The organism is Pedobacter indicus (assembly GCF_003449035.1).
GTDB classification, from domain to species: Bacteria; Bacteroidota; Bacteroidia; order Sphingobacteriales; family Sphingobacteriaceae; genus Albibacterium; species Albibacterium indicum.
In genome coordinates this window covers 3,276,931-3,298,667 of record NZ_QRGB01000001.1, presented here as the reverse complement: position 1 = coordinate 3,298,667, position 21,737 = coordinate 3,276,931, and the positions used below count along the sequence as shown (strand labels likewise).

Here is a 21,737-nt window from a genome sequence, read left to right as displayed (position 1 = left end):
TAAAGATATGTTTTTTTGTTTATAAACTGTCTGGTAAACTTCCCTCAATCTCCTCCAAAATACGATCCATCTCAATAGCGTGAGGCAGAGGGATTGCACCTGAGTCAACTACCGTTGAGTCAATTCGTGGGCGGGGTCTAGGTGTCGGGCAGTTATACTTTTTCGTGATTTCCACTGTAGGGTCAGGAAAGGGGCCGTATGTGTACCCACTGTTCTCATCTTGGTAGAGCTTTTCCATAAACATTCCGAAAATAGGAAGAGCGGTATGCGCCCCTTCTCCCGTTGCGGAACTTTTAAAGTGAATACTCCTTTCGTCGTTTCCAACCCATACGCCTGTGACCAAATCCTTCGTGAGTCCCATATACCAACCATCAACATAATCCGACGAGGTACCAGTTTTTCCCGCAATTTGATTGCCATTCTTCCAAAGATCCCACTCCCATAGCGCCTGCGACGTTCCTCCTGGTTCGTCCATTGTTCCTCGAAGCATATAAATCATCAGCCAAGCATCTTCTTCACTGATAACCCGTTTGTTGTCAGGCTTAAATTCAGCGATTACCTCGCCTTTTTTATTTTTTATTGTCGTTACCAAAATAGGTTCTACCAAGTTTCCCTTATTTAAAAATGTAGCATATGCTTTCACCATTTCCAATACGCTTACGTCGTTAGACCCCAAACTAACAGAGGGCACCGATTTTAGCGGACTTTTAATACCTACGCGATGAGCTGTCTCAACTACTTTGTCCCAGCCCACTTTTTCAGTGATTTGCGCGGTGATTGAATTAACAGAACGACCCATTGCCCATCGAAGCGACATATTCTGATAAGTAAAATTCCAGTCTGCATTTTTAGGCTCCCATTGCATCTCTTTTCCATTTTCGATGTATTCGATTTTTACGGGTTTATCGACAAACCTATCACATGGCGCCATACCTTGCTCTATCGCGGTAAGGTAAGCAAAAGGTTTAAATGTAGACCCTGCTTGTCGCCGTGCCTGGTCGACATGATCGAATTTGTAATATTTGTGATTAATCCCACCTACCCAAACCTTAATCTCGCCGGTGAATGGATCCATTGACATCATCCCTGTATTAATCATCTTAGCATAATGAGCCAGCGAGTCGAGCGTAGAATAGTTGACTTTTTTCATCCCATCCCACGTAAATACCTCCATTTCCTTTTCCTGTTCCAGATAAAATTGGATACTGTCCTTGTTACCTTTATATTTTTCGTTCAGAAACTCATAATAGTTGGTTTTTGTTGCCAAGTTCTCAAGAAATCCTTCGATCACATCGCCTTGCGAATCGCGCCAAGGCAGATCATTGCCCCAGACATTTTCGAAACGATTCTGCAAAATTTTCATCTGTCTGGCAACTACCTCTTCAGCATAAGACTGCATTCGTGAGTCAATACTCGTATAAATCTGGAGACCATCTTCATAAATATCGTAACCACTTTCCTTGCTCCATTCATCAAGAAATCTTAAAACTGCCGAGCGTAAGTATGAATCTCCAATTTGGTCGTCATCTATTTCTGCGACAGACAGGCCAATATCTAATTTTGCATAATCGTTCAGTTGGTCAGCGCTGATGAAGCCCTCCTTGGCCATTTGACCTAAAACTATATTCCTTCTCTTCTTGGCGTTTTCGGGATTTCTAATTGGATTATAGAGTGTCGTACCTTTTAGCATTCCAACCAGTAAGGCAGATTGGGGGGCATTCAGCGAGTCAGGTAGCGTATTGAAATAATGACTAGCGGCTGTTTTGATACCATATGTATTATTGCCAAATGATACCGTATTTAAATACATCGTCAAGATTTCTTCTTTCGAATACTTTGTCTCGAGTTTATATGCCGTCATCCATTCTTTGATTTTGATGATAATCATTCGAACACCGGGTATTTTTCCAAGAAGACCTGATGATTTGTCGTAGCGGGTTTGATACAGGTTTTTTGCCAACTGCTGTGTCAACGTGCTGGCACCACGTCGTTCTCCCTGAAAAGTAGAGAAGATACTCGTAAATACCGCAATGAAATCGACGCCATTGTGTTTATAAAACCTGATATCCTCGGTAGATATTAATGCATCTTTTAAAGGTTTAGAAAGTTCATCGTATTGAACCGGATTCCGATTTTGTTTAAAATAACTTCCAAGAAGCTTTCCATCTGCAGAATAAAATTGCGAAGCAACATTTAGTTCTGGCATTTGAATGTCATCCCTTGTCGGCGAGTATCCAAAAAAATTAAGAAAGTTAATCTCAATAGCACAGATAAAAATAATAACGAAGTAAACAGAAATGAGGAGGTACCGGAGGAACTTATTCTTAATTCTTCTAAACATATCCGTAAATATCGTAAATGTTTAAATAAAATTATCTTTATATTTATTTTACTGAGCATTACGTGCTAATTGTTTCATGTGATATAGAGAATTGAACATAAATACCCAACTAATGAGCCAAGATTATAAACAGTTTAAGATAACAAAAGGACCGATTAAACTAGCTGATTTTAAGACAGATGAAACTTTTGGTCTGTCGAAGAAAGATGCTAAAGAAGATTTAGAAGACTTCCAAGAGACGCTATTTGAACTTCAGGAGCGTCTATATGCGGAAAACCGCCGGAGCTTATTGATTGTTTTTCAAGCCATGGATGCTGCCGGTAAAGATAGCGCTATAGAGCATGTAATGAGTGGCGTGAACCCCCAAGGTTGCCAGGTTTTTAGTTTTAAACAACCTAACGATGAAGATTATGAGCACGATTTTCTGTGGCGGCATTACGATGCTTTGCCAGAGAGGGGTAGAATAGGTATTCATAACCGTTCACACTATGAATATGTATTAGTCTGTAAAGTGCATCCGGAGTACATTTTAAAAGAGCGACTCCCAAATATCCGGAAGGTAGATGACATCACAAAGCCCTTTTGGGATGATCGCTACAAAAGTATTCGCCAATTTGAGGAGCATCTAACTCGAAATGGAACGACAATCATTAAGTTCTTCCTGCACTTATCCAAAGAAGAACAACATGAGCGGTTTATGGATCGTCTGAATGAGAAGGATAAACATTGGAAATTTTCAGCCGGAGACCTCGATGAAAGGGAGTTATGGGAGGATTATGAACGTGTATATGAAGAATGTATCAGCGCAACCAGCTCAGATGAAGCACCTTGGTATATCATCCCGGCCGATAAAAAATGGTTCTCCAGGCTGGCAATAGGTCGGATTATCGTAAAAACCCTTCAAGAGATGAATCCCGATTTCCCCAAAGTAAGTAAAAAGCAAGCAGAAGAGTTAAAACTCTATAAAGAACAATTGGAAAGTGAAGCAGATAAGCCTAAATAGTCCGAAGATATTTAAGTTTAATATTCGGAAGACTTGCAAACTGATCGGCTAAACGGTTTACAATCGATTTTCTAATAGCGATCTGCATCAAGCAGCTAATTTCAAAATCCTGTTTGATTATTTCAAGATTATCATCTTTGACAAGTCGCATAATATCATTCATCTGGGGATACTCAAAGCTTATTTCATAGATATCCCGTTCATGTTTTTCTATGATCTCCGCCTGATCAATAGCATCCTGCGTGGCCGTTTTATAAGCATGTATCAATCCCGGTATCCCTAGCAAAGTTCCGCCAAAATATCGAACCACAATCATTAGGGTGTTCGTTAAGTCATTGGATAATAAAGTGTTTAATATGGGTCTGCCTGCCGATCCCGCAGGTTCACCATCATCGTTTATCCGATAAACAGTCCGGTCCATACCCAGTCGATATGCATAACAGTGATGCCTAGCCTTAGGGTGTTCATTTTTGACCTCGGTTAAAAGATCTTTTAAATCTTGCTCATCTTCAAAAGGGAAACCATATGCAATGAATTTACTCCCTTTGTCTTTAAAAATGCCCGTAATAGGAGCGTTTATCGTTCGATAAGTATCTTCAAATAGACTCATTACCTGCAATAATAAGGATAGAAATGATAGCAAGCAAAATGCCGACTTTGTTCAAAGCGGATAACTTCTCTTTGAATAAATATAAGCCTACTATTGCACCCAAGGCAATTACACCGATATTCATGGCAGAAAAAACGACGGATGGGTTTTCTGGAATTGCTCTATGCGCTTTCATATACAACAAGATATTGCCGAAATTAAATACACCCAAGAGTACACCCCAAATGATCGCCACGATATTAAACGGTTCTTTTCGTTTATATATTCGCGTGCCAATATAAATAAATGAGATAACCATTGCCATAATGAACACAAATAAGACAGAAGCGGTATAGGGCATTTGTTGATGCTGGGCAATTTGTTTAAAAAGCACGTCAATAAGACCCATTCCGAAGAAAATAATCAACGGATATGCCCAGCTCCTTTTCTGCGTTCTAGAGTCTGAGGATGCACTCCATTTGATAGAACAAAGAATAGCGGCTATACCTACGACTATACCGACAATTGATTTTGTGTTTGGCTCTTCATTGAAAATCAGGAATGCTGCGATAAGCGGTATGAAAATCGACGTACGTTGCGCAATATCAGTCCTGACAATACCAGTATATCTGATTGAGGCGGCAATGGCCCAAAAAATAGCAGGTAAAAGAAAGCCGAGAGTAAGATATAGGATGGTATTTCCGACTTCAAATGAAATATGCTGGATTTCCGGTTTATAAAACATTATATTAAGTAAAACCGCGGTCGGATAGTTCCATGCTATAATCTGGTTTGTGCTTACTTCATACCGTCTCGCTAGTTTCAAAATGATTGAAACCAGTACACTACAGATGATACTAAAAAATACAAATATCATGAATGGTAATAGATAGACAGTTGGTCGCTCCCTAATCGTATCGACTCGTTTGGAGCAGTGTGAAGAAGCGAAGCGGCAGATAGCCCCTCGCCCCAAACAATGTCTGATGTAAACACACGAGCCTCATCCCAGAGACCGGCCTTTATAAAGAGGTCCAGAGTTTTTGCACCCCCTTCTATGATTACCGATTGTATATCCATCAGAAACAGCTGAAAAGCAATGCTCTCCGCTAAATAAAAGTCGAAACTTTCCAAAGAGATGAATTTTAAATTTTTCTGTACATCTGTTTTTACTTCATTGAGGACGATGGTTTCGATAGATTTATCAAACAGGTGAAGACCCGATGGAAGCTGCAGGTTGCGATCCAATACAATCCGCTTTGGATTTTTACCTTCCCACAACCGTGTATTGAGTTGTGGATTATCAATCAGCGCCGTGTTTTTCCCAACTAAAATGGCATCTTCTTCAGCTCGCCAACGATGAACCAATAATTTCGATTGTTTATTGCTAATCCACTTCTGCTGAGGTTTGTTCGGAGCGAAGAAGCCGTCCGCAGTCTGAGCCCATTTTAAAATGATATACGGTCGCTTTTTTGATAGTCGCGTAAAAAAACGACGGTTTAAATGCCTAGCTTCCTTTTCTAAAACACTTTCTATTACTTTAACTCCTGCATCCCGTAATCGTTCGATCCCTTTTCCATTCACTTTGTCAAAAGAATCTCGACAAGCAACAACTACCTCGGGTATCTGATGTTGGATAATCAAATCAGCGCAAGGCGGTGTTTTGCCATGATGCGCACAAGGCTCCAAACTCACATACAGCGTTGAGTTTCGCAACAGTTCATCTGATTGTAAACCACGCGTTTCGATAACTTGATTAATCGCATTTACTTCAGCATGGGCCTGTCCAAATCCTTTGTGCCAGCCTTCGCCAATAACCTGATTGTCGTGAACGATGACAGCTCCGACCATTGGATTTGGGCTCACGGAGCCCGCACCTAATGAAGCGAGATCAAGGCAACGCCTCATATACAACTCATGGTTCTGCATAATGCAAATATACTCCTTTCGTTATTTTATGTAGATTTGAATATTAAATACTTATCCATGACTCACCTCAAGGAAATTAAAAAAGAGTTTATAGAAGCACTGAAAGATCTCTATGATTCGCAAGAGACTAGCGAATTATATTGGCTTAGCTTGGAACATGTATTAGAACTGGATAGAGTACAGCTGAAACTAAATGAAAAGCTCCGGTTTAACGAAGCTCAAATCACCCAACTCCAAAAGATTTTAGATGAATTAGTTACAGGCCGGCCGCTTCAACACATTATTGGTTACTCATGGTTTTATGGAGAGAAGTTTACCGTAAACAACTCCGTTTTAATACCACGTCCGGAAACAGAAGAATTAGTGGCATGGATCATAGATGATGTAACGCAATTCAAGATTCGCGAACCGGTTCGCATTCTCGACATTGGAACCGGAAGCGGTTGCATCCCCATCATCCTTAAAAAAAAGATACGATGCAAAACTCAAATTCATGCCGTTGATATATCACCTGACGCATTAGAGGTTGCCAAGGAAAATGCAGAACTCAATAAGGCTGAAATCGATTTCTTGCAGCTCGACATCCTGCAAGCAGAACCCTATGTCAATCAGCTAAACCAAAAGTTTGATATCATCGTAAGTAACCCACCTTATATTAGTCGGGAAGAAGAACGCGAAATGCATTCCAACGTTATCGATCATGAACCACACCGAGCATTGTTTGTCGATCAAGAAGGTCCACTTATTTTTTATAAATCCATTGCCGATTTTGCGCTCAAAAATCTTCATGACAGAGGAAGGCTTTATTTCGAAATTAATCAACGCTATGGTAACATCCTGATAGATTACTTGAGATCCTGTGGGTTTAAGGACATTATTTTAAGAAAGGATATTTCAGGAAACGACCGCATGATACGTGCGTCTTTATATTCTTGACGACGTACAAAATATATAACAATCTAAAACACGAAAATGAAAAAGAACTTTTTACTCTTTAACGTCCTTGCACTAGCAGGTTTACTATTCTCGGCTTGCTCTTCAAAAACTCAAGTAGACCTCATCGTACACAATGGTGTTGTTTATACTGTAGACAGCTCCTTTTCAAAGACAGAGGCTTTTGCTGTCAAAGACGGAAAATTTATCAAAATAGGGACAACAGATCAAATCTTGAAGAATTATGAGTCAAGCCACGTGATCGATGCCGAAGGGAAGGCTATTTATCCGGGTTTTTACGATTCCCATGCACACTTTTTTGGTCTTGGTAGCACGCTCGCTCAAGCCGATCTTAACAATACTAGAAGCTTCGAAGAAGCAGTCGAACGCTTAAAAGCTTTTCGGGAAGCCAATCCAGATGCAGAGTGGATTTTGGGAAGAGGTTGGGATCAAAACAAGTGGCCAGGAAAAGAATTTCCTGATAATAAGCTTTTGAACGAGGCTTTCCCCGAAACTCCTGTTTACCTAACACGTATAGACGGGCATGCCGCCATCGTTAACAACAAAGGGTTGGAGCTATCAGGCGTTACCCAGTCGCGTAATGTTGAAGGGGGCTTATTCGTAACGATTGATAGTAAACTAAGCGGTGTATTGGTTGACAATGCTATGAACGTGGTGGCACGTAATATCCCCGATCCTACAGAAGAAGATTTAACTCGTCAGTTAATAAATGCTCAAGATTCCTGTTTTGCGGTTGGTCTCACCACCATAGCAGATGCCGGTTTAGGGATTAATCAGATTGAGCTGCTGAAAAAGTTGTACGAGAACGGAAAATTGAAAATTCGGGACTATGCCATGGTCGCATTAAGTGAGAAAAACCTAGATCATTTTAGTAAAGAAGGCACGTATATTAGTGACCGCCTGACGGTTCGGTCTTTTAAACTAATGGCTGATGGTGCTCTCGGATCAAGAGGTGCTTGCCTCATCCATCCTTACTCAGATGCACAAACCTCTGGGTTTCTTTTACTTTCCCCGTCTAAATTAGATTCGGTTGTGAGTGTTTTAAGTAAAACAGATTTCCAGGTCAATACCCATGCAATTGGAGATTCGGCAAATCGTGTCATGCTCGATGTTTATGCAAAATATTTGAAAGGAAAAAATGATCGTCGCTGGCGGATCGAGCATGCCCAGATTATCGCACCCACAGATTTTGCAAAATTTGCTTCCTATTCAATTATACCTTCTGTGCAACCCACCCATGCCACATCTGATATGTACTGGGCCGAACAGCGCCTAGGACAAGAGCGCATCAAAGGTGCTTACGCCTATAAAGATTTATTAAACGAATATGGGATGCTTGCTTTAGGAAGTGATTTTCCTGTAGAACATTTTAATCCAATATATGGATTCCATGCCGCTGTAGCACGGGTTGACGCTAATAACTATCCAGAAGGTGGATTTCAACCAGAAAATGCCATCAGCAGAGAAGAAGCATTAAGGGGCATGACCATCTGGTCCGCTTTCGCATCTTTTCAGGAAGAAACACATGGAAGTATTGAAGTAGGGAAGGTTGCTGATTTCGTTATTATGGAGCAAGATATTATGGAGATTCCAGACGAACAGTTGAGAAGCGCAAAGGTTAATCGTACAGTAATTGCCGGTGAGACTGTGTTTTCGAAAAATAATTAGAAATGTTTGGCGTTGAAATCAAGGAAGTTAATCATTCATTTGAAATTAAATTCAATTATTTTTGGACAGTATAGTCGATAATTCTATCTTTGCATCACTTTCAAAAAAGGAAGTATTTACATAAACGTAAAAGATTCCGTAGCTCAGCTGGTAGAGCAATACACTTTTAATGTATGGGTCCTGGGTTCGAGCCCCAGCGGGATCACATCTTGGGACAAGTCTAAAAACGATAGACTTGTCCCATTTTTTTTACCTTGTAACTTGCTGTTATTCTGATAAATAAGAGCAATCGCCGAATTTAGTCTCGGAGTTCGATGTCTTGTTCCGTCAAATTCCAAAAAATCGGGGAACATCGAACTCACTATAAGCCTTTTTTCCTCAATATCGCCGTTTTCATAGCGTCTATCAATGTTTGCGACCTTTTTTAAGGTAGATGCGACCAAATCCTTAATCTCTGTTCCGACCACTGCCAAATCATTTAATCTTCGTTCCAAAACCTCAATCTTTCCTTTGGTCAATTTCTTTACTTCTTGGAAATCATCGTCTGCCATTTCTCCATCGGCGTTTTTTAAAAGCGCATTTTGATAGCGTTTGTTCAACGCATCAATCTCATCTATGATATTTGCCCGTTCGGTGTTTTGGGCTTTGGTCTTGCTGTTGAAGTCTTTTATAAAGGCTTCGATAAAAACATCGACCATTCCCTCTTTTGGCGACATATACCGCAATTGTTTTAAAAAAGCCTCATTAGCAGTCTCCGCTTTGAACCTTGTTCCACAGGCAGAACTACAATGATAGTAGTAATAGTAATTGCCCATCTTTCCCTTTGAGGCACTTCCAGTCAGCATACGCTCGCATTTAGGGCATTTGAGAAACCCTCTAAGTGGCAAATTGTCCATAGCCACGATTTTAGGCTTTACAATCCTCTTTCTCCCATCGAGAATATCCTGCACATCAGCAAAGGTCTTTTCGCTGATTAAAGGCTCGTGTTGTCCTTTGACAAAACATCCCTTTTCCTCTTTGTAGGGAGGTATGAATATTTTGCCACAGTACAATGGGTTTCGCATGGCTACCCAAAAATTGTTCTTACTGAATCGCCCCTTTCCATCTGCTTTCTCCCGAACCATTTTCCATATCTGTTCCGTATTGAAGTTATTGGAAACGATTTGTTCAAATGCCCATTTCAAAAGGGGGGCTTCAAAGTCATGTGGGGCAATGAATTTCTTTTTGCCCTCTGTTATCTTGTTAACATACCCCAAAGGCGCTGTTCCCATATACCGCCCTTCTTTTTTCGCCCTGCGCATTCCGTGAAAAACATTTAACGCACGCCTGTCGTTTTCCACTTCGGGTGAAGCAAGATAGAACGCAAGCATGATTTTATTTTCGGGAATGGTAAGGTCTAAGGGCTGTTCGATTGCCACAGGTTCAACGCCATGTGTACGTAACTGGTTAATCATTTGGTAGGCATCCCCTGCGTTTCTACTAAACCTATCCCATTTGGTAAATAGTATTATCGACCCCGCTTTATTGTTCTTTGTTTTGCGTAGGTTGGATAAGTATTTCTGCCATTCCGGACGTTTGAAAGATTTTGCCGAATGGTCTTCTATGTAAACATCCCTTACCGGAATGCCTTTTATCTCACAATATTTTCTTAATCGGTCTTCTTGGTCACGTTGCGAATATCCCTTGTCCGCTTGCTCGTCTGTCGATACACGTATGTATAAATCTGCCTTTCTCATCACAACAGTTTTCTTTGTTCATTAGATTAAAGTTTTCCTCTTAGATATTGGTTAACTGCAATGTCAGCTATCTTCTTGACAAACTCCAAGATGGTTTTTGCTTCCTCTAAATCGACCTCTGTTCCTTTCTTTTTCAAGATTTGCACAACTCTTTCGGGAGTTAAATCGTTCGTTTTTTCTTTCTCCATCTCAACTCATTTTTGCCTGCTAACCGTGCAGATTAATCCGCATAAACAAACTTATCGAGTTGATGGAACGAGCATTAGGATATGTCTTCTTACTGGATTACTTGGCTTAGATTGGCGCGTGGCATTACAATAGCCAAAGCACATTTACGGCATTCGCTTCACTACTGACCGCAAAAGAGCTTAGGGCTATGATTGGGAATAGGAAATTGAAGATGTCGTTCCACAGGTTGGGCTGTTCCACTCCAAACTTCAATCACCTGTAGCCGTACTAACAGATATTAAATTCTTTCTGAACCATTTTCCACACACTATCCTCCTTACTTCCACAATTGGTTTTAATGTAAAAAGCGAGTATGCCTGTTTTTCACGTTTCATGGAGCAAAGGTTGGACGTGTTCTTAACGGAGGCAAAAGGTCATGCAAGTTTGAAAAAAAATCTCCACCCGTTGGGTAGTATTTGTTTTCCAAAACCTTGTGCCTCCTAAACACTAACCTAAACTGCTCCCGAAACGAAACACAGCATACTCCGGCTCTTTACACGAATAAAAAAAATGTCAGGCATGAGAATTAAAAGCATTGGAAATGGTATTGAAACAAAACAACAGCACCACCTCTCATTGCCGAATAAATCAAAAACAATTTAAAACGGTAAAGAAATGATACAACAAATAAACACATCGGAAGCAAGGGTATATGTCGGCACATACAGAAAATACAATGACGGTTCAATCTTCGGGAAATGGCTTGACCTTTCCGATTATGCGAACAGCGAGGAATTTTACACCGCTTGCAAGAAGCTACACGATAACGAGGAAGACCCCGAATTTATGTTTCAAGACTACGAAAACATACCTAAGGGCTTAATCGGTGAGTGTTGGATAAGTGATAACATATTTGAAGTTTTGGAGGCTTTGGAAGATATGGACGAAACCCGAAAAGAAGCATTCCTAATATGGTGCGACAACGGACACCGTAAGCTATCCGAGGGGGATATAAGCGACCTAATAAGCGACTTTGACGATGACTATATAGGCGAATACAAGGACGAGGAAGATTTTGCCTATGAACAGGTTGAGCAAATGGACTTACCCGAATTTGCAAAAAGGTACTTCGATTATGAAGCTTTTGCCCGTGACCTGTTTTGTGGTGATTATTGGAGCGATGGTGGTCATGTATTTTGTAATTCGTGAATTTTAGGGAACGGTGCGCCGTTCCCATTTTTATTAAAATCTGTTCGGGCAAAAAAGACAGATCCTCCCCAGGTCGGAACAGTCTTTTTTGCGAAAAGTGGAACACCCCCTTGGTCAAATGCTCGCATCCCGCAGTTTCCTCCATTGCATTTTTCAAAAGAGCTGTGCTTGAAACAGACTACTTTCTTTCGTGAGTTGAGACGAAAAAGAAAGTAGCAAAGAAACCTACGTTTATGATTGACTTTTAAAGTATTCCATTGCTACCCCCCTAATCCCCATGCTGAAATATTTTTTATTTTCACTCAATGCTTTAACGGCGGTTAGCATTCCATCGGGGTCAGCGAATTTCAGTATATAGCCCGAAACACCTGCCTTTAGCATACTCGTTACACTTTCCTCGTTATCGTCCGTACTGGAAATTAGAACTTTTAAATCGGGGTACTTTTCGAGCAAAAGTTTAGCAGTAGCAAAGTCTTCCTCTATGAGACAGACATCCGGCAACTTGCCACCCTCTTTTATTTTTTGTAGGGCATCCTGCCCGTAACCCGATTGGAACAATACCGTATATCCCGAATTTTCAAGTTGCTTTACAGACATATCCCGAAGCTTTGGATTGTCATCTATGACCGCTACATAGACATTGTTTTTGTTGTCTTTTCCAGTATTCATAATATCTGTTTTAAAAGTAGCGACCTGCAATAAAAAAAGCGCAGGCAACTACACTTACCGATACTGGGGCACTGGTATGCCTGACAACGAATAAGCGAGCACCCACGCCTATGGCGTGAGTATTCCTACTTATTGTCTCGTTGTCTTAAAAATTACCAGTTTTCAGTATCGAGACTTAAAGCAAAAACACTTTAAGTATTTTAATATTTTCTATTAGCAAAGATAACGAAGCGATTTATTATACACAATATTATAATCGTGTCCTTTAAGAGCAAAGTACACTACATTTTAAGTCTACTAAAAAATCCCGCCACATCGGGCAGGATTTTTCTGTCTTTAATCACGGCTGTTAAACTGGAAACTGACTTGCTTTTCGTTTCCGAAATTGTCCGAAATCCAAATATCAAACGCCTGTGATACGGTGGATTGCGAGGTGTAATACAACCTAAATTGTGTCTGTGGCAAGAGGTACAGGTCATTGGGCATATACGGCGGTTCGCTGTAATACCGCAATGCTCCCTGTCCGTCAAACTGGAAATAGCGGATAAAGTATTTCGCATCGCTGAAATTGGCCGACCGTTCAATGGTAATCCGTATTTCAACGGTCTGCCCGTTCGTCACCTCTTTGGGTACAGGCATTACCTGTACCTCAAAAGGGTAATTTTGTTGTATGTCGATCTCGTCTTTTTCGCAGGAGGTCAGCACCACGGCGCAGACCAACATTGCCAAGAGCATGAACATCGCCTGTAAATGTAGGCGGTATTTTCTGATTGATATTTTCATCGTAAATCAATTTAAAAGTTAAACCTTAGTCCAATCCCTGCCGATGGACGGAACTGTTTAAAATCCGTACCCCAAAGCACTTTGGTACGTCCTTGCAGGAGCAACACAAAGCGGTCGGACAGGTACGTTTCGAGCGTGAGCCGTCCGCCTGTGCCGTAAACAAAATTGTCTCTGTCGAGGATGGTCGAGCCGTCCGGTAGCATGGCTTCGCTCCGGTTAATCGTTTCATAACCTGCAACGGCTGTTAGCCCTGCATTCAGCGTGATGGTCTTTCTTGCATCGCCCAATAGCTGAAGACTGTAACCCACCTCGCCCGTATAGGTTTCGAGCGGTATCTGTACATCCCTGTAACCGGAAAGCTGATAGGCATATTCCGCACCCCATATCCAGTAACTGCCGTTCTTTCCGTTCACGGTCAATGTCAAATTCAGATAGTAATTGTCGCTTATATCTTTGGACAACATACCTGCGTTTATCTCCAATCCCTTTTGTTTGGGGAGCATACGCTGTGCCTGTACTGCCGTCATACTTAGCATGGCAAGCACCACGGCAAAAATGTATCTTATCATTGTTCTTTCCTTTTGGGTTAATTAATCTTTAGGTGCATATCGCTTATCAGTTTGGCGTGTACGAGGTCGGAGTTTTCCACCTGCAACACCTGTTGCCTGCCACCGTTCTTTTCAAAGATTTCAATCACGAGTACCTTGTCATCCGTGATGGTAAACTGGTCAAGCAGGAACACGTTTTGGTCGGTGCTGTTACCCGTAATTTCACCGAGCGTTTTATACATCCGCAACGGGTTCATTGCCTTTTCCTGCACCACGGTACGCTTGGCGACTTTTTTGTCCACTACCTTGAAATTCACAAAGTCAATGTTGAACGGTACATTGCTTTTGTTACGCAGTTCCGTATGGAAATAGAATTTTCCGTTGTGAACATAAATACCTTTCAGCAGGAATTGTATGCCGTAGCTTTTTGCCCCGATATGCTTTACAATTCTTTTGTTCTTTTTGTAAATCGTTTCCATGAGCAAGCCCGCCAGTGACGGAGAATTGCCTCCCAGTTCCTCAAACAGAACATCGTTGCCGTTTTTCCTGTTCGATACCTTTTGCATGGTCAGCAAATCATAATTCAGTGTTGCGGGATAAGGACTGTAAAAAACGTTGAAATTATAAAACTGACCATCATCCGTGATGACCGAAAAATTGGTTTCCTCGTCAAAATCCCTTACGCTTGCCTTAATGCGCAGTACATTTTCCGCATCATCGGCTTTACCTGCAATAAGGTACTCACTGCCCAAATCCACATAGCGGATTGCGGACGGGAATATGAGGTGCGAGGTCTTGCTGTACGTCACTTGCATTTCGTAAGGCTCAACCTTACCCATGCTTAATTTTGTGGTATTGGATGCAACTTGTTGTGCATTCGCTCCTGTAATAAAGGCTGTTAAACAGACCATTGCCATGAGGCTCTTAAATAATGCTTTCATATCGATATTATTTTAATTGAACTTTAGTTTTTTGAAACGAGGAATAGCTGATGACCGGCTTTCACGGTCACTTTCGGTGTCCTTACTTTCTTTGAGAAGTAGCCAGATACGCCCTGAACCACACCACGGGAAAGGTCACCTGCCATCTGTTGCCCTGCCGAGCGTGTCATCATAATAGAAGTGCCGGAGGTTTGGCTCATGTTGGAGGCAATCTCGCTAAGAGCATTCATTTCGGGGGAATATGGTACATATAGTCCTTGCTGTCCGTCCACATCATACACGGTTATATCAACCGGAATAATGTTGCCCTCAAATTCGATGGATGTTACCTTTAATTGCAACCTGCCACCTTGGAACTTGGCATTTGCCGTCAATACCGTTCCTGCCGGAATGGAACGGACGGGAGTTTGCGCCGTTTCCAACAAGCGTAAGCGCACACCGCTTTCGCCTGTCACGGTCTGTGTTTCCTGTACTACCGCCTTGATACTGTTTTTCGGTTGTATGTCCTGTTCCGAAATACCTGCCGTATAAAAACCACGGTTTCGGGTTTCGTTCCAGTTTGCCAAAAAAGCACTGTCGGTCGGTTCACGGTACAATGCGGACACCGTATTTTTCCTTACGGGATTGAATGCCACAAAATATTCTTTTTGCGAAGCACTCTTTGCCGAAACTGTTGTATCAGCATTACCTGTTTGTTCTGGAGCCTTTGGCAAGTAACGGGAAGCCATTTCGTATGACTTTTCCATCAAAGCCAGTTGGTCTTCCACGGTCGTTGTAGGCGGTACGTCCTTTTCGGCCAGTTGCTCTTTCAATTCCTCAACCTGTCTGCGAAGTTCCTGCGTTTCGTAATCGTTGTTGTCGTAGAACGAGGTCAGCGTATTTTGCGCACTGCGGTAACTGTTCAGAGCAGGGTTGCTGTTCCTGCGTGTACCACCGCCGTAAGCGTAGCCGTCTTCGTAGCCCTCATCCAGTTGCTCCACTTCCGGATCGGCGGTACTGTCCTCGCTCCAATAGTCGGATAATGACAGGAGCGCATTGCGCTTTTCCTCTATTTTCTGTTCGAGCATTTCCTGTTCATAAGCCTTTTGCTTGTCGGATTGAAGCCCTGCATCGGTAGCCTGCGGTACGACATCGTTCAGACCAATATCCTCAACCTTTTGCTTGTCGGAAGATGGTTTGAAGATTAAATACATACAGCCGAAGAACACCACGCCCATAAGGGCAAAAATGATGGGCTTTTTTAACTTTTCGGCTTTGTTCTGCGCACCGTCTTGGGGTGCATCCATTCCGTTTTTCGGGTCGCCATCTTCGACCAAAAAACTTACTTTGTTTTCACTGTCTTTCATACATTTTACGTTTTAAGATTGTGTTAATACTGTCCTGCGGAGAAACCGAGGATTTGTTTTGCCTGTTAATCGGGTTTTCGATATGTTCTATCGTTAGGGTATTATCGGGCTGTGCTACATCGTAGCATACTTTTAACAGTACGATAATGGACAATAGCGCATAGACCGAAAAGAGCAGTAGCGTATAGCGGTGCTGTTTTTCAACAGGCATCGCTCGCCACTGTCCATCGAGTTTGTCAAACCAATTATTGATTGTCGTTCTTAGATTTTTCATGCCCCAATCCGTTTTAGAAACTGAACCACTTCTGCCTGTGAACCGTCTTTTGCTCCGGTGCATCGCTCACCATAGCGATTGCCTCCTTTGCTTTGGGAGCGGTCACTACGGATAGGTCGGTCAGTTCCGTTTGTTTCAATAATTGCCCGAATTGGTCTTTTCTTGCAACCTCCATTTTATGGAGGAAGAATTTGCCGTTTAGGTATTTCACCCACATACAGCATTCTACATAGGGTTTGTCATCGCCTGCCCATTGCAGAAAGCCCGTCAATAATAACTGTGACTTTGGTGCGCCCTCCGCACCCTTTCGGCAGTTTTCGAGGTATTCACTTATGCTGTCTTTCAGTTTTCCGGCATACGCTCCCTGCGTATGGAAATAGCCGTCATACCCTTTTGCGGTAAGGATTTTGGCAAATGTGTTCAAATCTGATATTGCTTGCATAATCTTGATTTTAGCGGTTTATGATTTCTACATCCCTGTTTTCCAACACGGCAAATTTTTCGATATTGAAACCCTGCGGATTGTTGTCGGACTTGACCGAGTTTAACAATAGGCATGAGGTGACTAAACTTCGTTTGGTCACATTGCTTGGACGGATGATAAACTGTTTGGCATACGTTCTTACCGCATACGGATAAGTATCGAAGTTGCAGACCACGCTGTCCACTTCGATACGCTGTTGCACGTTGCCCGAAATGATACGGTTGTAGTAACCTTTTTCCGAAAGGTCTTTGTAATAGTCAAAGGCACTTTTGTCGGCAAGGTTAAACGCCCTTTTCATGTTGCTTTCGATAGCGTTCTTATCGGGTGCAAGCGTAAAGAACAGTTCATGGAAACGCTTAACGTGTTCCCTTGCCTCAACAGGTCTGTTGATGCTTGCATCCTGTGACAGTGCCAACATCAATGATTTGCCGTTGTCCAGTACATATATTTTTTGGCGTTGCGCCTCCGCAAACTGGTAGGCTTTCCATACGTTCAAGCCTGTCACGGTGGTACAGAGTACGGCAAATACAATGGCGTACAGCCGTATTTGCCTAAAGCTGTTTTCTATGTTTCTTAATGTTTTAAATTCCATTGCTTTTTGATTTTTATTTGTTCATTAATCTGCCACCGATATTGCCTGCCACTGCCCCCGTTCCGGCTCCGGCGATGTTTCCGGTTTTCGATGCAGTCTGATTGACGTTGCGCATGAAGTTCCCTGCGCCTCCGGCTTGGATAACCCAACCTGCCACCGTTGGAATGGTGAAGTAGCCCACAATCCCAATCAGCATGAAGATGATATACACCGTGTTGGATGTGTCGGGGATATACGTAGGGTCGGCAAGCATTTCAATATCCCGTTCCAGTATAAGCGATTGTATTTTCGCAAGTATGGAGCTGAACATATCGGATATGGGCAACCATAGGTACACGCTGATATATCGGGTCAGCCATTGCGTAAGTGTGGACTGAAAACCATCCCATACACTTATCGCAAAGGCTATCGGCCCGAGTATGGACAGCACGATAAGAAAGAACGTCCGTATGGTATCTATGACCAGTGCCGATGCTTGGAAAAGTATCTCCAAAAGGTTGCGAAACCATTCCTTTATGGCTTTTTCTATCTTATAGGCTTGTCGGTCAAGGTACATTCCCGACATGGTAGCTAAATCGGACGGCGACCATCTCAATTCGTCCAGTTTCTTATCAAATTCCTCATCGCTTACGAGGTAAGCGGTTTCGGGATTGCGGAGCATGGCTTCCCGTTCTAACTGGTCTTTTTGCTGTTGCAACTGGTTGAGGTCAAGCACCTGATTTTCGAGCATGGCGTGTGTGCCTTTTACCACCGGAGACATTACGGCATTGATAGTTCCCAATACGATGGTCGGGAAGAACATAATGGCAAGCCCGATGGCGAACGGTCGCAGGAGCGGAAACACGTCTATCGGTTCAGCACGGCTCAATGCCTGCCACACTTTCAGTGCTACGTAGAACAGTGCACCCAATCCGGCGATGCCCTTTGCCACTGTCGCCATATCGGCGGACAGTGGGAGCATCTCATCGTACAGCGAGCGCAGGAGTTCGTGAAGATTGTTCCATTCCATAGCTTACCAGTATTTTTGTTCAGCCGTACCGTACAGTTCAAGCACCCTTTGGGTGTTGTTCTGTTTTTTTGCCCTCAAAATGCTCACGGAGATATTTTTGTTGGTATAATACCGAACAAGGCTGTGGTAATCCTTGACCTCTTTGTAAACCCTGTCGATGATGTCCATACGTTCCTTATCATTTAAGGAAAGTCCGGTCGAGCTTACAATCTGTTTCAGTTCTTTGAGCAGTTCGGTACTCTCGTTTAGGAGCGTGGAATAACCGTTGGCGATTGCCGTCAGTTCCCGTGGACTGAAATTCGGGTCGTTCATCATCTTGCCGAAATTGTTCACGTACATTTCGGACACATCACCCACGAGCAAAACCGTCTGTTGCACCTTACGGGCATCTTTTACAAGGTTGTTTACGGCTTTCAGTTTGTCGTAGTATTCCTTGCCCTGTTCATACACTTTCTTTACCTCATTGAAATTTTTGATGGTATTAGATACCGTAGACGAGGTTTGCACAATTTCATTTGCGGAGTTGATAATACCCGATGCAAGGTTTGACGGGTCAACCACTATCCACTGTGCCTTTGCGGACGGTGCAACGGCAAGCATAAATGCCGTACACACCAGTAACATTGCTTTCTTCATTGTTCTGATTTTTTTAAATGATTAATAACTATTTGCGTTCTCACGCCTTTGTTGGGCAATGCGCTTTATCGCCAGTTCCACATTGCCATCCAGTTCGGAAGCCAGTTGCATGACCTCCATTTTTTCGGTTTCCTCCGTGGTGTAGGCTAAGTATTCTTCGAGCGAAACCTCTGTGGCATACACGGCGGAATGCGTACCGCCAAGCCCAATCCACACCTCTTTGTAAAGCCTTGACGGGTCGTTGTTCATGTTGATGGAAAGGATTTGGGATTTTTCCTTTTCCGTCAGTCCGAGCATCGCTTGGATGTCGTCAAACTTGTTCATGTACTTGCGTTGGTCTAAGAGGATTTTACAGTCGGAATTGTTGATGATACTTTCCTTGACCACGGGTGACTGGATGATGTCATCGACCTCTTGTGTGACGACTATCGCCTCTCCAAAAAATTTTCTTACAGTCTTAAAAAGATACTTGATGTACTCCGCCATTCCCTCTTTGGCGATGGCTTTCCACGCTTCCTCAATCAGTATCATTTTGCGCACACCTTTGAGCCTGCGCATCTTGTTGATGAATACTTCCATAATGATGATGGTCACTATGGGAAAGAGGATTTTGTGGTCTTTAATCGCATCAATTTCAAACACGATAAAGCGTTTGGAAAGCAGGTCAAGTTGCTTGTCTGAATTGAGCAGGTAATCGTACTCGCCACCACGATAGTAAGGCTCTAATACATTTAGGAAACCTGCAACGTCAAAGTCTTTTTCCCTTACCTGTTTTTCTTCCAGTACACTTTTGTAGTCACCCCGTACATACTCGTAAAATCCATTGAAAGAGGGATATTCACCGCTTTGCTTGACACGCTCGATGTAACCGCTCACGGCGTTGGACAACGCCACTTCCTCCGAACGGGTCGGCGGTTCATCGTCACGCTTCCACAAAGTCAGTATCAAAGTCTTGATACTTTCCCTTTTCTCGATGTCGAAAATGCCATCGTCCGTGTAGAACGGATTAAAGGCGATGGGGTTATCCTCGGTATAGGTAAAATAAACACCATCTTTGCCTTTGGTCTTGCCCTTAATCAACTCGCACAATCCTTGATAGGAATTTCCGGTGTCCACGAGCAGGACGTGTGCGCCCTGTTCGTAGTATTGCCGTACCATGTGATTGGTGAAAAAAGACTTACCCGAACCCGATGGCCCCAAAATAAATTTGTTGCGGTTCGTGATTATGCCTTTTTTCATGGGCAGGTCGGAAATGTCCAAATGGATAGGCTTTCCCGTGAGCCTGTCCGCCATCTTGATGCCGAAAGGTGATACCGAATTTTGGTAATTGGTTTCCTCGGTGAAGAAGCACAATGCAGGTTCGATGAACGTATAGAAACTTTCCTCTGCCGGAAAGTCGCCTGCATTGCCTGCCATGCCTGCCCAATACAGCGTGGCAACATCCACCGTGTTATGCCTCGGTTTGCATTCCATCAAAGCGAGCGCACTGCCCGTGTCGTTCTTTAGCTGTTTGAGTTCACTTGGGTCATCCGACCACGCCATCACATTGAAGTGCGCACGGACGGAGGAAAGCCCGAAGCTGTGCGCTTCGTTCAGATACCTTTCAATCCACTCTTTGTTAATCTGATTGGCACGGCTATACCTTGCCAGTGAGTGCATATTACGGGCTGACTTTTCAAACTTGCGCAGGTTCTCATCGCTGTTATCCAAAAACAGATATTGATTGTAGATGTGGTTACAGCTAAGGAGCAAGCCGACCGGAGAGGCAAAGGACAACAGGCAATCGCTCCTGTCCGTGGACAGCTTTTCATACCTCGTATTTGCCGATACCGTGTTGGGCAAATCGTCCGTATCGGACAGGGTGTGCAGGCACAGCCTTTTGTTGCCGATACGCACATCCTCACTGCCCAAAGCTATATCCTGCATGGGCGTTCCGGCTTCCCTCGACAGGGTAAGGTACTGTTCGAGCAAACCCTGTGTGCCGTCTGTGCCGATGATGTCATCCTCGGACAAGCGTTCCAGTTTCACAAAACCGCTATCATTGATAATCCGCTCAAACTGTGCAACCGTCTCCATGAAACGGCGGACGGTTTCTTTATCCCTAATTTCTTTCGGGATAAGTACACCTCTGCAAAGCGAACTAAAGTTGCTCTGCATCCGCATCCGCTCTTTGGTCGTCTTGGTCAAAAAGAGATAGCAGTAATGGTTTAAAAAAGGACGTTCGTTGAAATGTTGCTGATAGGATTTCGCAAGGAAACTTTGGTCTTCCTGTGCAATATCCGGCGCATAATTTTCCTTGATGTACCAATCCTGTTTGTGGACAATGGTATAGTCCGGCAAGGTCTTGATAGCCTTGTGCCAAGCCGAATGAATGGCATCGTACTCTGCCGATGCTACCGTGAACAGTTCCGGCAGGTGTACCCGAAAGCAAGCTGTGATGTCTGCATCCTTTGAAATGATACAGTTGTGTTCCACCGCCAGTAATGGAAACTTGCTTTCCAACGTTGTGGCTTTTCCTTTGTTTCTCATAGGGCATTGGATTTAGGGGTGCATTTCAGATAGCGGTGTACGGCTCTGCGACAGATGATGTATTTCGGATGCCTTTTCTTTGCCCCGACTTTCATCAATCCGTATTCGCCGTATTTGCCGTTCAATGCGAATGTTTGCCAAACGATGAGCGATGCTCCGCCTGCCCCGACAAGCAGGCACACGTAGGAGTTTACGCCTGCCATGTACATAATCATGACGAGGACAAGCACACCGAGCAAGCCTCCGGCGAAGATGAACAGGTACTGTGCTTTCAGCCCTTTGAACTCGACCGTCCTACCGATACCTTTATTGATATTGTAATTGCTCATAGG

Annotated in this window: 21 protein-coding genes, 1 tRNA gene and 1 pseudogene; 5 read left to right on the top strand and 18 right to left on the bottom strand. The window is 43.1% G+C overall.

Going from position 1 to position 21,737, the window contains the following annotated elements:
• Positions 1-19: 19 nt before the first annotated feature.
• Entirely contained in the window at positions 20-2,341 is a 2,322-nt protein-coding gene (locus tag D3P12_RS14510; RefSeq protein WP_118196681.1) for a transglycosylase domain-containing protein, read from the bottom strand.
• A gap of 112 nt (positions 2,342-2,453) precedes the next feature.
• Between D3P12_RS14510 and D3P12_RS14505 the strand changes: the two genes are divergently transcribed.
• Positions 2,454-3,344, top strand: a complete 891-nt coding sequence (locus D3P12_RS14505; RefSeq protein WP_118196679.1) for a polyphosphate kinase 2 family protein — start codon at positions 2,454-2,456, stop codon at positions 3,342-3,344.
• On the opposite strand, the gene D3P12_RS14500 is transcribed toward D3P12_RS14505, so the two are convergent.
• From D3P12_RS14500 to ribD, 3 genes are read right to left on the bottom strand one after another with little or no spacing between them, the layout of a single operon-like run.
• Positions 3,337-3,954 carry a YigZ family protein gene (locus D3P12_RS14500; RefSeq protein WP_118196677.1) on the bottom strand — a complete coding sequence of 206 codons (618 nt, stop codon included), beginning with the start codon at positions 3,952-3,954 and terminating at the stop codon, positions 3,337-3,339. The genes D3P12_RS14505 and D3P12_RS14500 overlap by 8 nt on opposite strands.
• A complete protein-coding gene (locus D3P12_RS14495; protein ID WP_118196675.1) occupies positions 3,941-4,810 on the bottom strand; it encodes an EamA family transporter in 870 nt (289 codons plus the stop codon). The genes D3P12_RS14500 and D3P12_RS14495 overlap by 14 nt, the downstream gene beginning before the upstream one ends.
• Positions 4,807-5,859 carry a bifunctional diaminohydroxyphosphoribosylaminopyrimidine deaminase/5-amino-6-(5-phosphoribosylamino)uracil reductase RibD gene (ribD, locus tag D3P12_RS14490; RefSeq protein WP_118196673.1) on the bottom strand — a complete coding sequence of 351 codons (1,053 nt, stop codon included), beginning with the start codon at positions 5,857-5,859 and terminating at the stop codon, positions 4,807-4,809. The genes D3P12_RS14495 and ribD overlap by 4 nt, the downstream gene beginning before the upstream one ends.
• A 57-nt stretch (positions 5,860-5,916) precedes the next feature.
• Between ribD and prmC the strand changes: the two genes are divergently transcribed.
• The 3 genes from prmC (at position 5,917) to D3P12_RS14475 (ending at position 8,686) form a co-directional block, all read left to right on the top strand.
• Positions 5,917-6,795: a peptide chain release factor N(5)-glutamine methyltransferase gene (gene prmC, locus D3P12_RS14485; RefSeq protein WP_157970365.1), complete on the top strand. Its 879-nt coding sequence runs from the start codon at positions 5,917-5,919 to the stop codon at positions 6,793-6,795.
• A gap of 36 nt (positions 6,796-6,831) precedes the next feature.
• A complete protein-coding gene (locus D3P12_RS14480) occupies positions 6,832-8,481 on the top strand; it encodes an amidohydrolase (protein WP_118196669.1) in 1,650 nt (549 codons plus the stop codon).
• 132 nt (positions 8,482-8,613) lie between these two features.
• Positions 8,614-8,686: transfer RNA gene (locus D3P12_RS14475), tRNA-Lys, on the top strand.
• Positions 8,687-9,212: 526 nt separating this feature from the next.
• Here D3P12_RS14475 and D3P12_RS15625 read toward each other — a convergent pair.
• A pseudogene (locus tag D3P12_RS15625) lies at positions 9,213-10,217 on the bottom strand (recombinase family protein); the annotation flags it as partial.
• Positions 10,218-10,243: 26 nt separating this feature from the next.
• Positions 10,244-10,405 carry a hypothetical protein gene (locus D3P12_RS15455; RefSeq protein WP_165438746.1) on the bottom strand — a complete coding sequence of 54 codons (162 nt, stop codon included), beginning with the start codon at positions 10,403-10,405 and terminating at the stop codon, positions 10,244-10,246.
• A 655-nt stretch (positions 10,406-11,060) separates the two neighbouring features.
• On the opposite strand from D3P12_RS15455, the gene D3P12_RS14465 reads away from it, so the two are divergent.
• Entirely contained in the window at positions 11,061-11,594 is a 534-nt protein-coding gene (locus D3P12_RS14465; RefSeq protein ID WP_099372183.1) for an antirestriction protein ArdA, read from the top strand.
• Between the two features lie 231 nt (positions 11,595-11,825).
• Here D3P12_RS14465 and D3P12_RS14460 read toward each other — a convergent pair whose 3' ends face one another.
• The 12 genes from D3P12_RS14460 to D3P12_RS14405 form a co-directional block, all read right to left on the bottom strand.
• A complete protein-coding gene (locus tag D3P12_RS14460; RefSeq protein ID WP_118196667.1) occupies positions 11,826-12,263 on the bottom strand; it encodes a response regulator in 438 nt (145 codons plus the stop codon).
• 336 nt (positions 12,264-12,599) lie between these two features.
• On the bottom strand, positions 12,600-13,004 hold the full coding sequence (locus D3P12_RS14455; RefSeq protein WP_373604707.1) for a DUF3872 domain-containing protein: 405 nt from the start codon (positions 13,002-13,004) through the stop codon (positions 12,600-12,602).
• Positions 13,005-13,057: 53 nt separating this feature from the next.
• Positions 13,058-13,615 carry a conjugal transfer protein TraO gene (locus tag D3P12_RS14450; RefSeq protein ID WP_118196665.1) on the bottom strand — a complete coding sequence of 186 codons (558 nt, stop codon included), beginning with the start codon at positions 13,613-13,615 and terminating at the stop codon, positions 13,058-13,060.
• A gap of 17 nt (positions 13,616-13,632) precedes the next feature.
• Entirely contained in the window at positions 13,633-14,535 is a 903-nt protein-coding gene (traN, locus tag D3P12_RS14445; protein WP_118196663.1) for a conjugative transposon protein TraN, read from the bottom strand.
• 23 nt (positions 14,536-14,558) lie between these two features.
• On the bottom strand, positions 14,559-15,881 hold the full coding sequence (gene traM, locus D3P12_RS14440) for a conjugative transposon protein TraM (protein WP_118196661.1): 1,323 nt from the start codon (positions 15,879-15,881) through the stop codon (positions 14,559-14,561).
• Positions 15,868-16,155, bottom strand: coding sequence for a nitrogen regulatory IIA protein (locus D3P12_RS14435; protein ID WP_118196658.1), 288 nt, complete (start codon positions 16,153-16,155; stop codon positions 15,868-15,870). The genes traM and D3P12_RS14435 overlap by 14 nt, the downstream gene beginning before the upstream one ends.
• A gap of 13 nt (positions 16,156-16,168) precedes the next feature.
• Positions 16,169-16,597: a hypothetical protein gene (locus D3P12_RS14430; protein ID WP_118196656.1), complete on the bottom strand. Its 429-nt coding sequence runs from the start codon at positions 16,595-16,597 to the stop codon at positions 16,169-16,171.
• A gap of 10 nt (positions 16,598-16,607) precedes the next feature.
• Positions 16,608-17,231, bottom strand: a complete 624-nt coding sequence (traK, locus tag D3P12_RS14425; RefSeq protein ID WP_118196655.1) for a conjugative transposon protein TraK — start codon at positions 17,229-17,231, stop codon at positions 16,608-16,610.
• Positions 17,232-17,244: 13 nt separating this feature from the next.
• On the bottom strand, positions 17,245-18,240 hold the full coding sequence (gene traJ, locus D3P12_RS14420; RefSeq protein ID WP_118196653.1) for a conjugative transposon protein TraJ: 996 nt from the start codon (positions 18,238-18,240) through the stop codon (positions 17,245-17,247).
• Positions 18,241-18,243: 3 nt separating this feature from the next.
• The gene (locus D3P12_RS14415; RefSeq protein WP_118196651.1) at positions 18,244-18,876 is read right to left on the bottom strand and encodes a DUF4141 domain-containing protein; all 633 of its coding nucleotides are present in this window, start codon (positions 18,874-18,876) and stop codon (positions 18,244-18,246) included.
• Between the two features lie 21 nt (positions 18,877-18,897).
• Positions 18,898-21,405: a TraG family conjugative transposon ATPase gene (locus D3P12_RS14410; RefSeq protein WP_118196649.1), complete on the bottom strand. Its 2,508-nt coding sequence runs from the start codon at positions 21,403-21,405 to the stop codon at positions 18,898-18,900.
• Positions 21,402-21,734, bottom strand: a complete 333-nt coding sequence (locus D3P12_RS14405; protein ID WP_118196647.1) for a DUF4133 domain-containing protein — start codon at positions 21,732-21,734, stop codon at positions 21,402-21,404. Before D3P12_RS14405 ends, D3P12_RS14410 begins: the two co-directional genes overlap by 4 nt.
• Between the last annotated feature and the right edge of the window lie 3 nt (positions 21,735-21,737).

What these genes read in the sequence shown, in the direction of transcription:
- D3P12_RS14510 (WP_118196681.1), bottom strand. Translation starts at nt 2,341, where the DNA reads ATGTTTAGAAGAATTAAGAATAAGTTCCTCCGGTACCTCCTCATTTCT.
- D3P12_RS14505 (WP_118196679.1), top strand. Translation starts at nt 2,454, where the DNA reads ATGAGCCAAGATTATAAACAGTTTAAGATAACAAAAGGACCGATTAAA.
- D3P12_RS14500 (WP_118196677.1), bottom strand. Translation starts at nt 3,954, where the DNA reads ATGAGTCTATTTGAAGATACTTATCGAACGATAAACGCTCCTATTACG.
- D3P12_RS14495 (WP_118196675.1), bottom strand. Translation starts at nt 4,810, where the DNA reads ATGATATTTGTATTTTTTAGTATCATCTGTAGTGTACTGGTTTCAATC.
- ribD (WP_118196673.1), bottom strand. Translation starts at nt 5,859, where the DNA reads ATGCAGAACCATGAGTTGTATATGAGGCGTTGCCTTGATCTCGCTTCA.
- prmC (WP_157970365.1), top strand. Translation starts at nt 5,917, where the DNA reads ATGACTCACCTCAAGGAAATTAAAAAAGAGTTTATAGAAGCACTGAAA.
- D3P12_RS14480 (WP_118196669.1), top strand. Translation starts at nt 6,832, where the DNA reads ATGAAAAAGAACTTTTTACTCTTTAACGTCCTTGCACTAGCAGGTTTA.
- D3P12_RS15455 (WP_165438746.1), bottom strand. Translation starts at nt 10,405, where the DNA reads ATGGAGAAAGAAAAAACGAACGATTTAACTCCCGAAAGAGTTGTGCAA.
- D3P12_RS14465 (WP_099372183.1), top strand. Translation starts at nt 11,061, where the DNA reads ATGATACAACAAATAAACACATCGGAAGCAAGGGTATATGTCGGCACA.
- D3P12_RS14460 (WP_118196667.1), bottom strand. Translation starts at nt 12,263, where the DNA reads ATGAATACTGGAAAAGACAACAAAAACAATGTCTATGTAGCGGTCATA.
- D3P12_RS14455 (WP_373604707.1), bottom strand. Translation starts at nt 13,004, where the DNA reads ATGTTCATGCTCTTGGCAATGTTGGTCTGCGCCGTGGTGCTGACCTCC.
- D3P12_RS14450 (WP_118196665.1), bottom strand. Translation starts at nt 13,615, where the DNA reads ATGATAAGATACATTTTTGCCGTGGTGCTTGCCATGCTAAGTATGACG.
- traN (WP_118196663.1), bottom strand. Translation starts at nt 14,535, where the DNA reads ATGAAAGCATTATTTAAGAGCCTCATGGCAATGGTCTGTTTAACAGCC.
- traM (WP_118196661.1), bottom strand. Translation starts at nt 15,881, where the DNA reads ATGAAAGACAGTGAAAACAAAGTAAGTTTTTTGGTCGAAGATGGCGAC.
- D3P12_RS14435 (WP_118196658.1), bottom strand. Translation starts at nt 16,155, where the DNA reads ATGAAAAATCTAAGAACGACAATCAATAATTGGTTTGACAAACTCGAT.
- D3P12_RS14430 (WP_118196656.1), bottom strand. Translation starts at nt 16,597, where the DNA reads ATGCAAGCAATATCAGATTTGAACACATTTGCCAAAATCCTTACCGCA.
- traK (WP_118196655.1), bottom strand. Translation starts at nt 17,231, where the DNA reads ATGGAATTTAAAACATTAAGAAACATAGAAAACAGCTTTAGGCAAATA.
- traJ (WP_118196653.1), bottom strand. Translation starts at nt 18,240, where the DNA reads ATGGAATGGAACAATCTTCACGAACTCCTGCGCTCGCTGTACGATGAG.
- D3P12_RS14415 (WP_118196651.1), bottom strand. Translation starts at nt 18,876, where the DNA reads ATGAAGAAAGCAATGTTACTGGTGTGTACGGCATTTATGCTTGCCGTT.
- D3P12_RS14410 (WP_118196649.1), bottom strand. Translation starts at nt 21,405, where the DNA reads ATGAGAAACAAAGGAAAAGCCACAACGTTGGAAAGCAAGTTTCCATTA.
- D3P12_RS14405 (WP_118196647.1), bottom strand. Translation starts at nt 21,734, where the DNA reads ATGAGCAATTACAATATCAATAAAGGTATCGGTAGGACGGTCGAGTTC.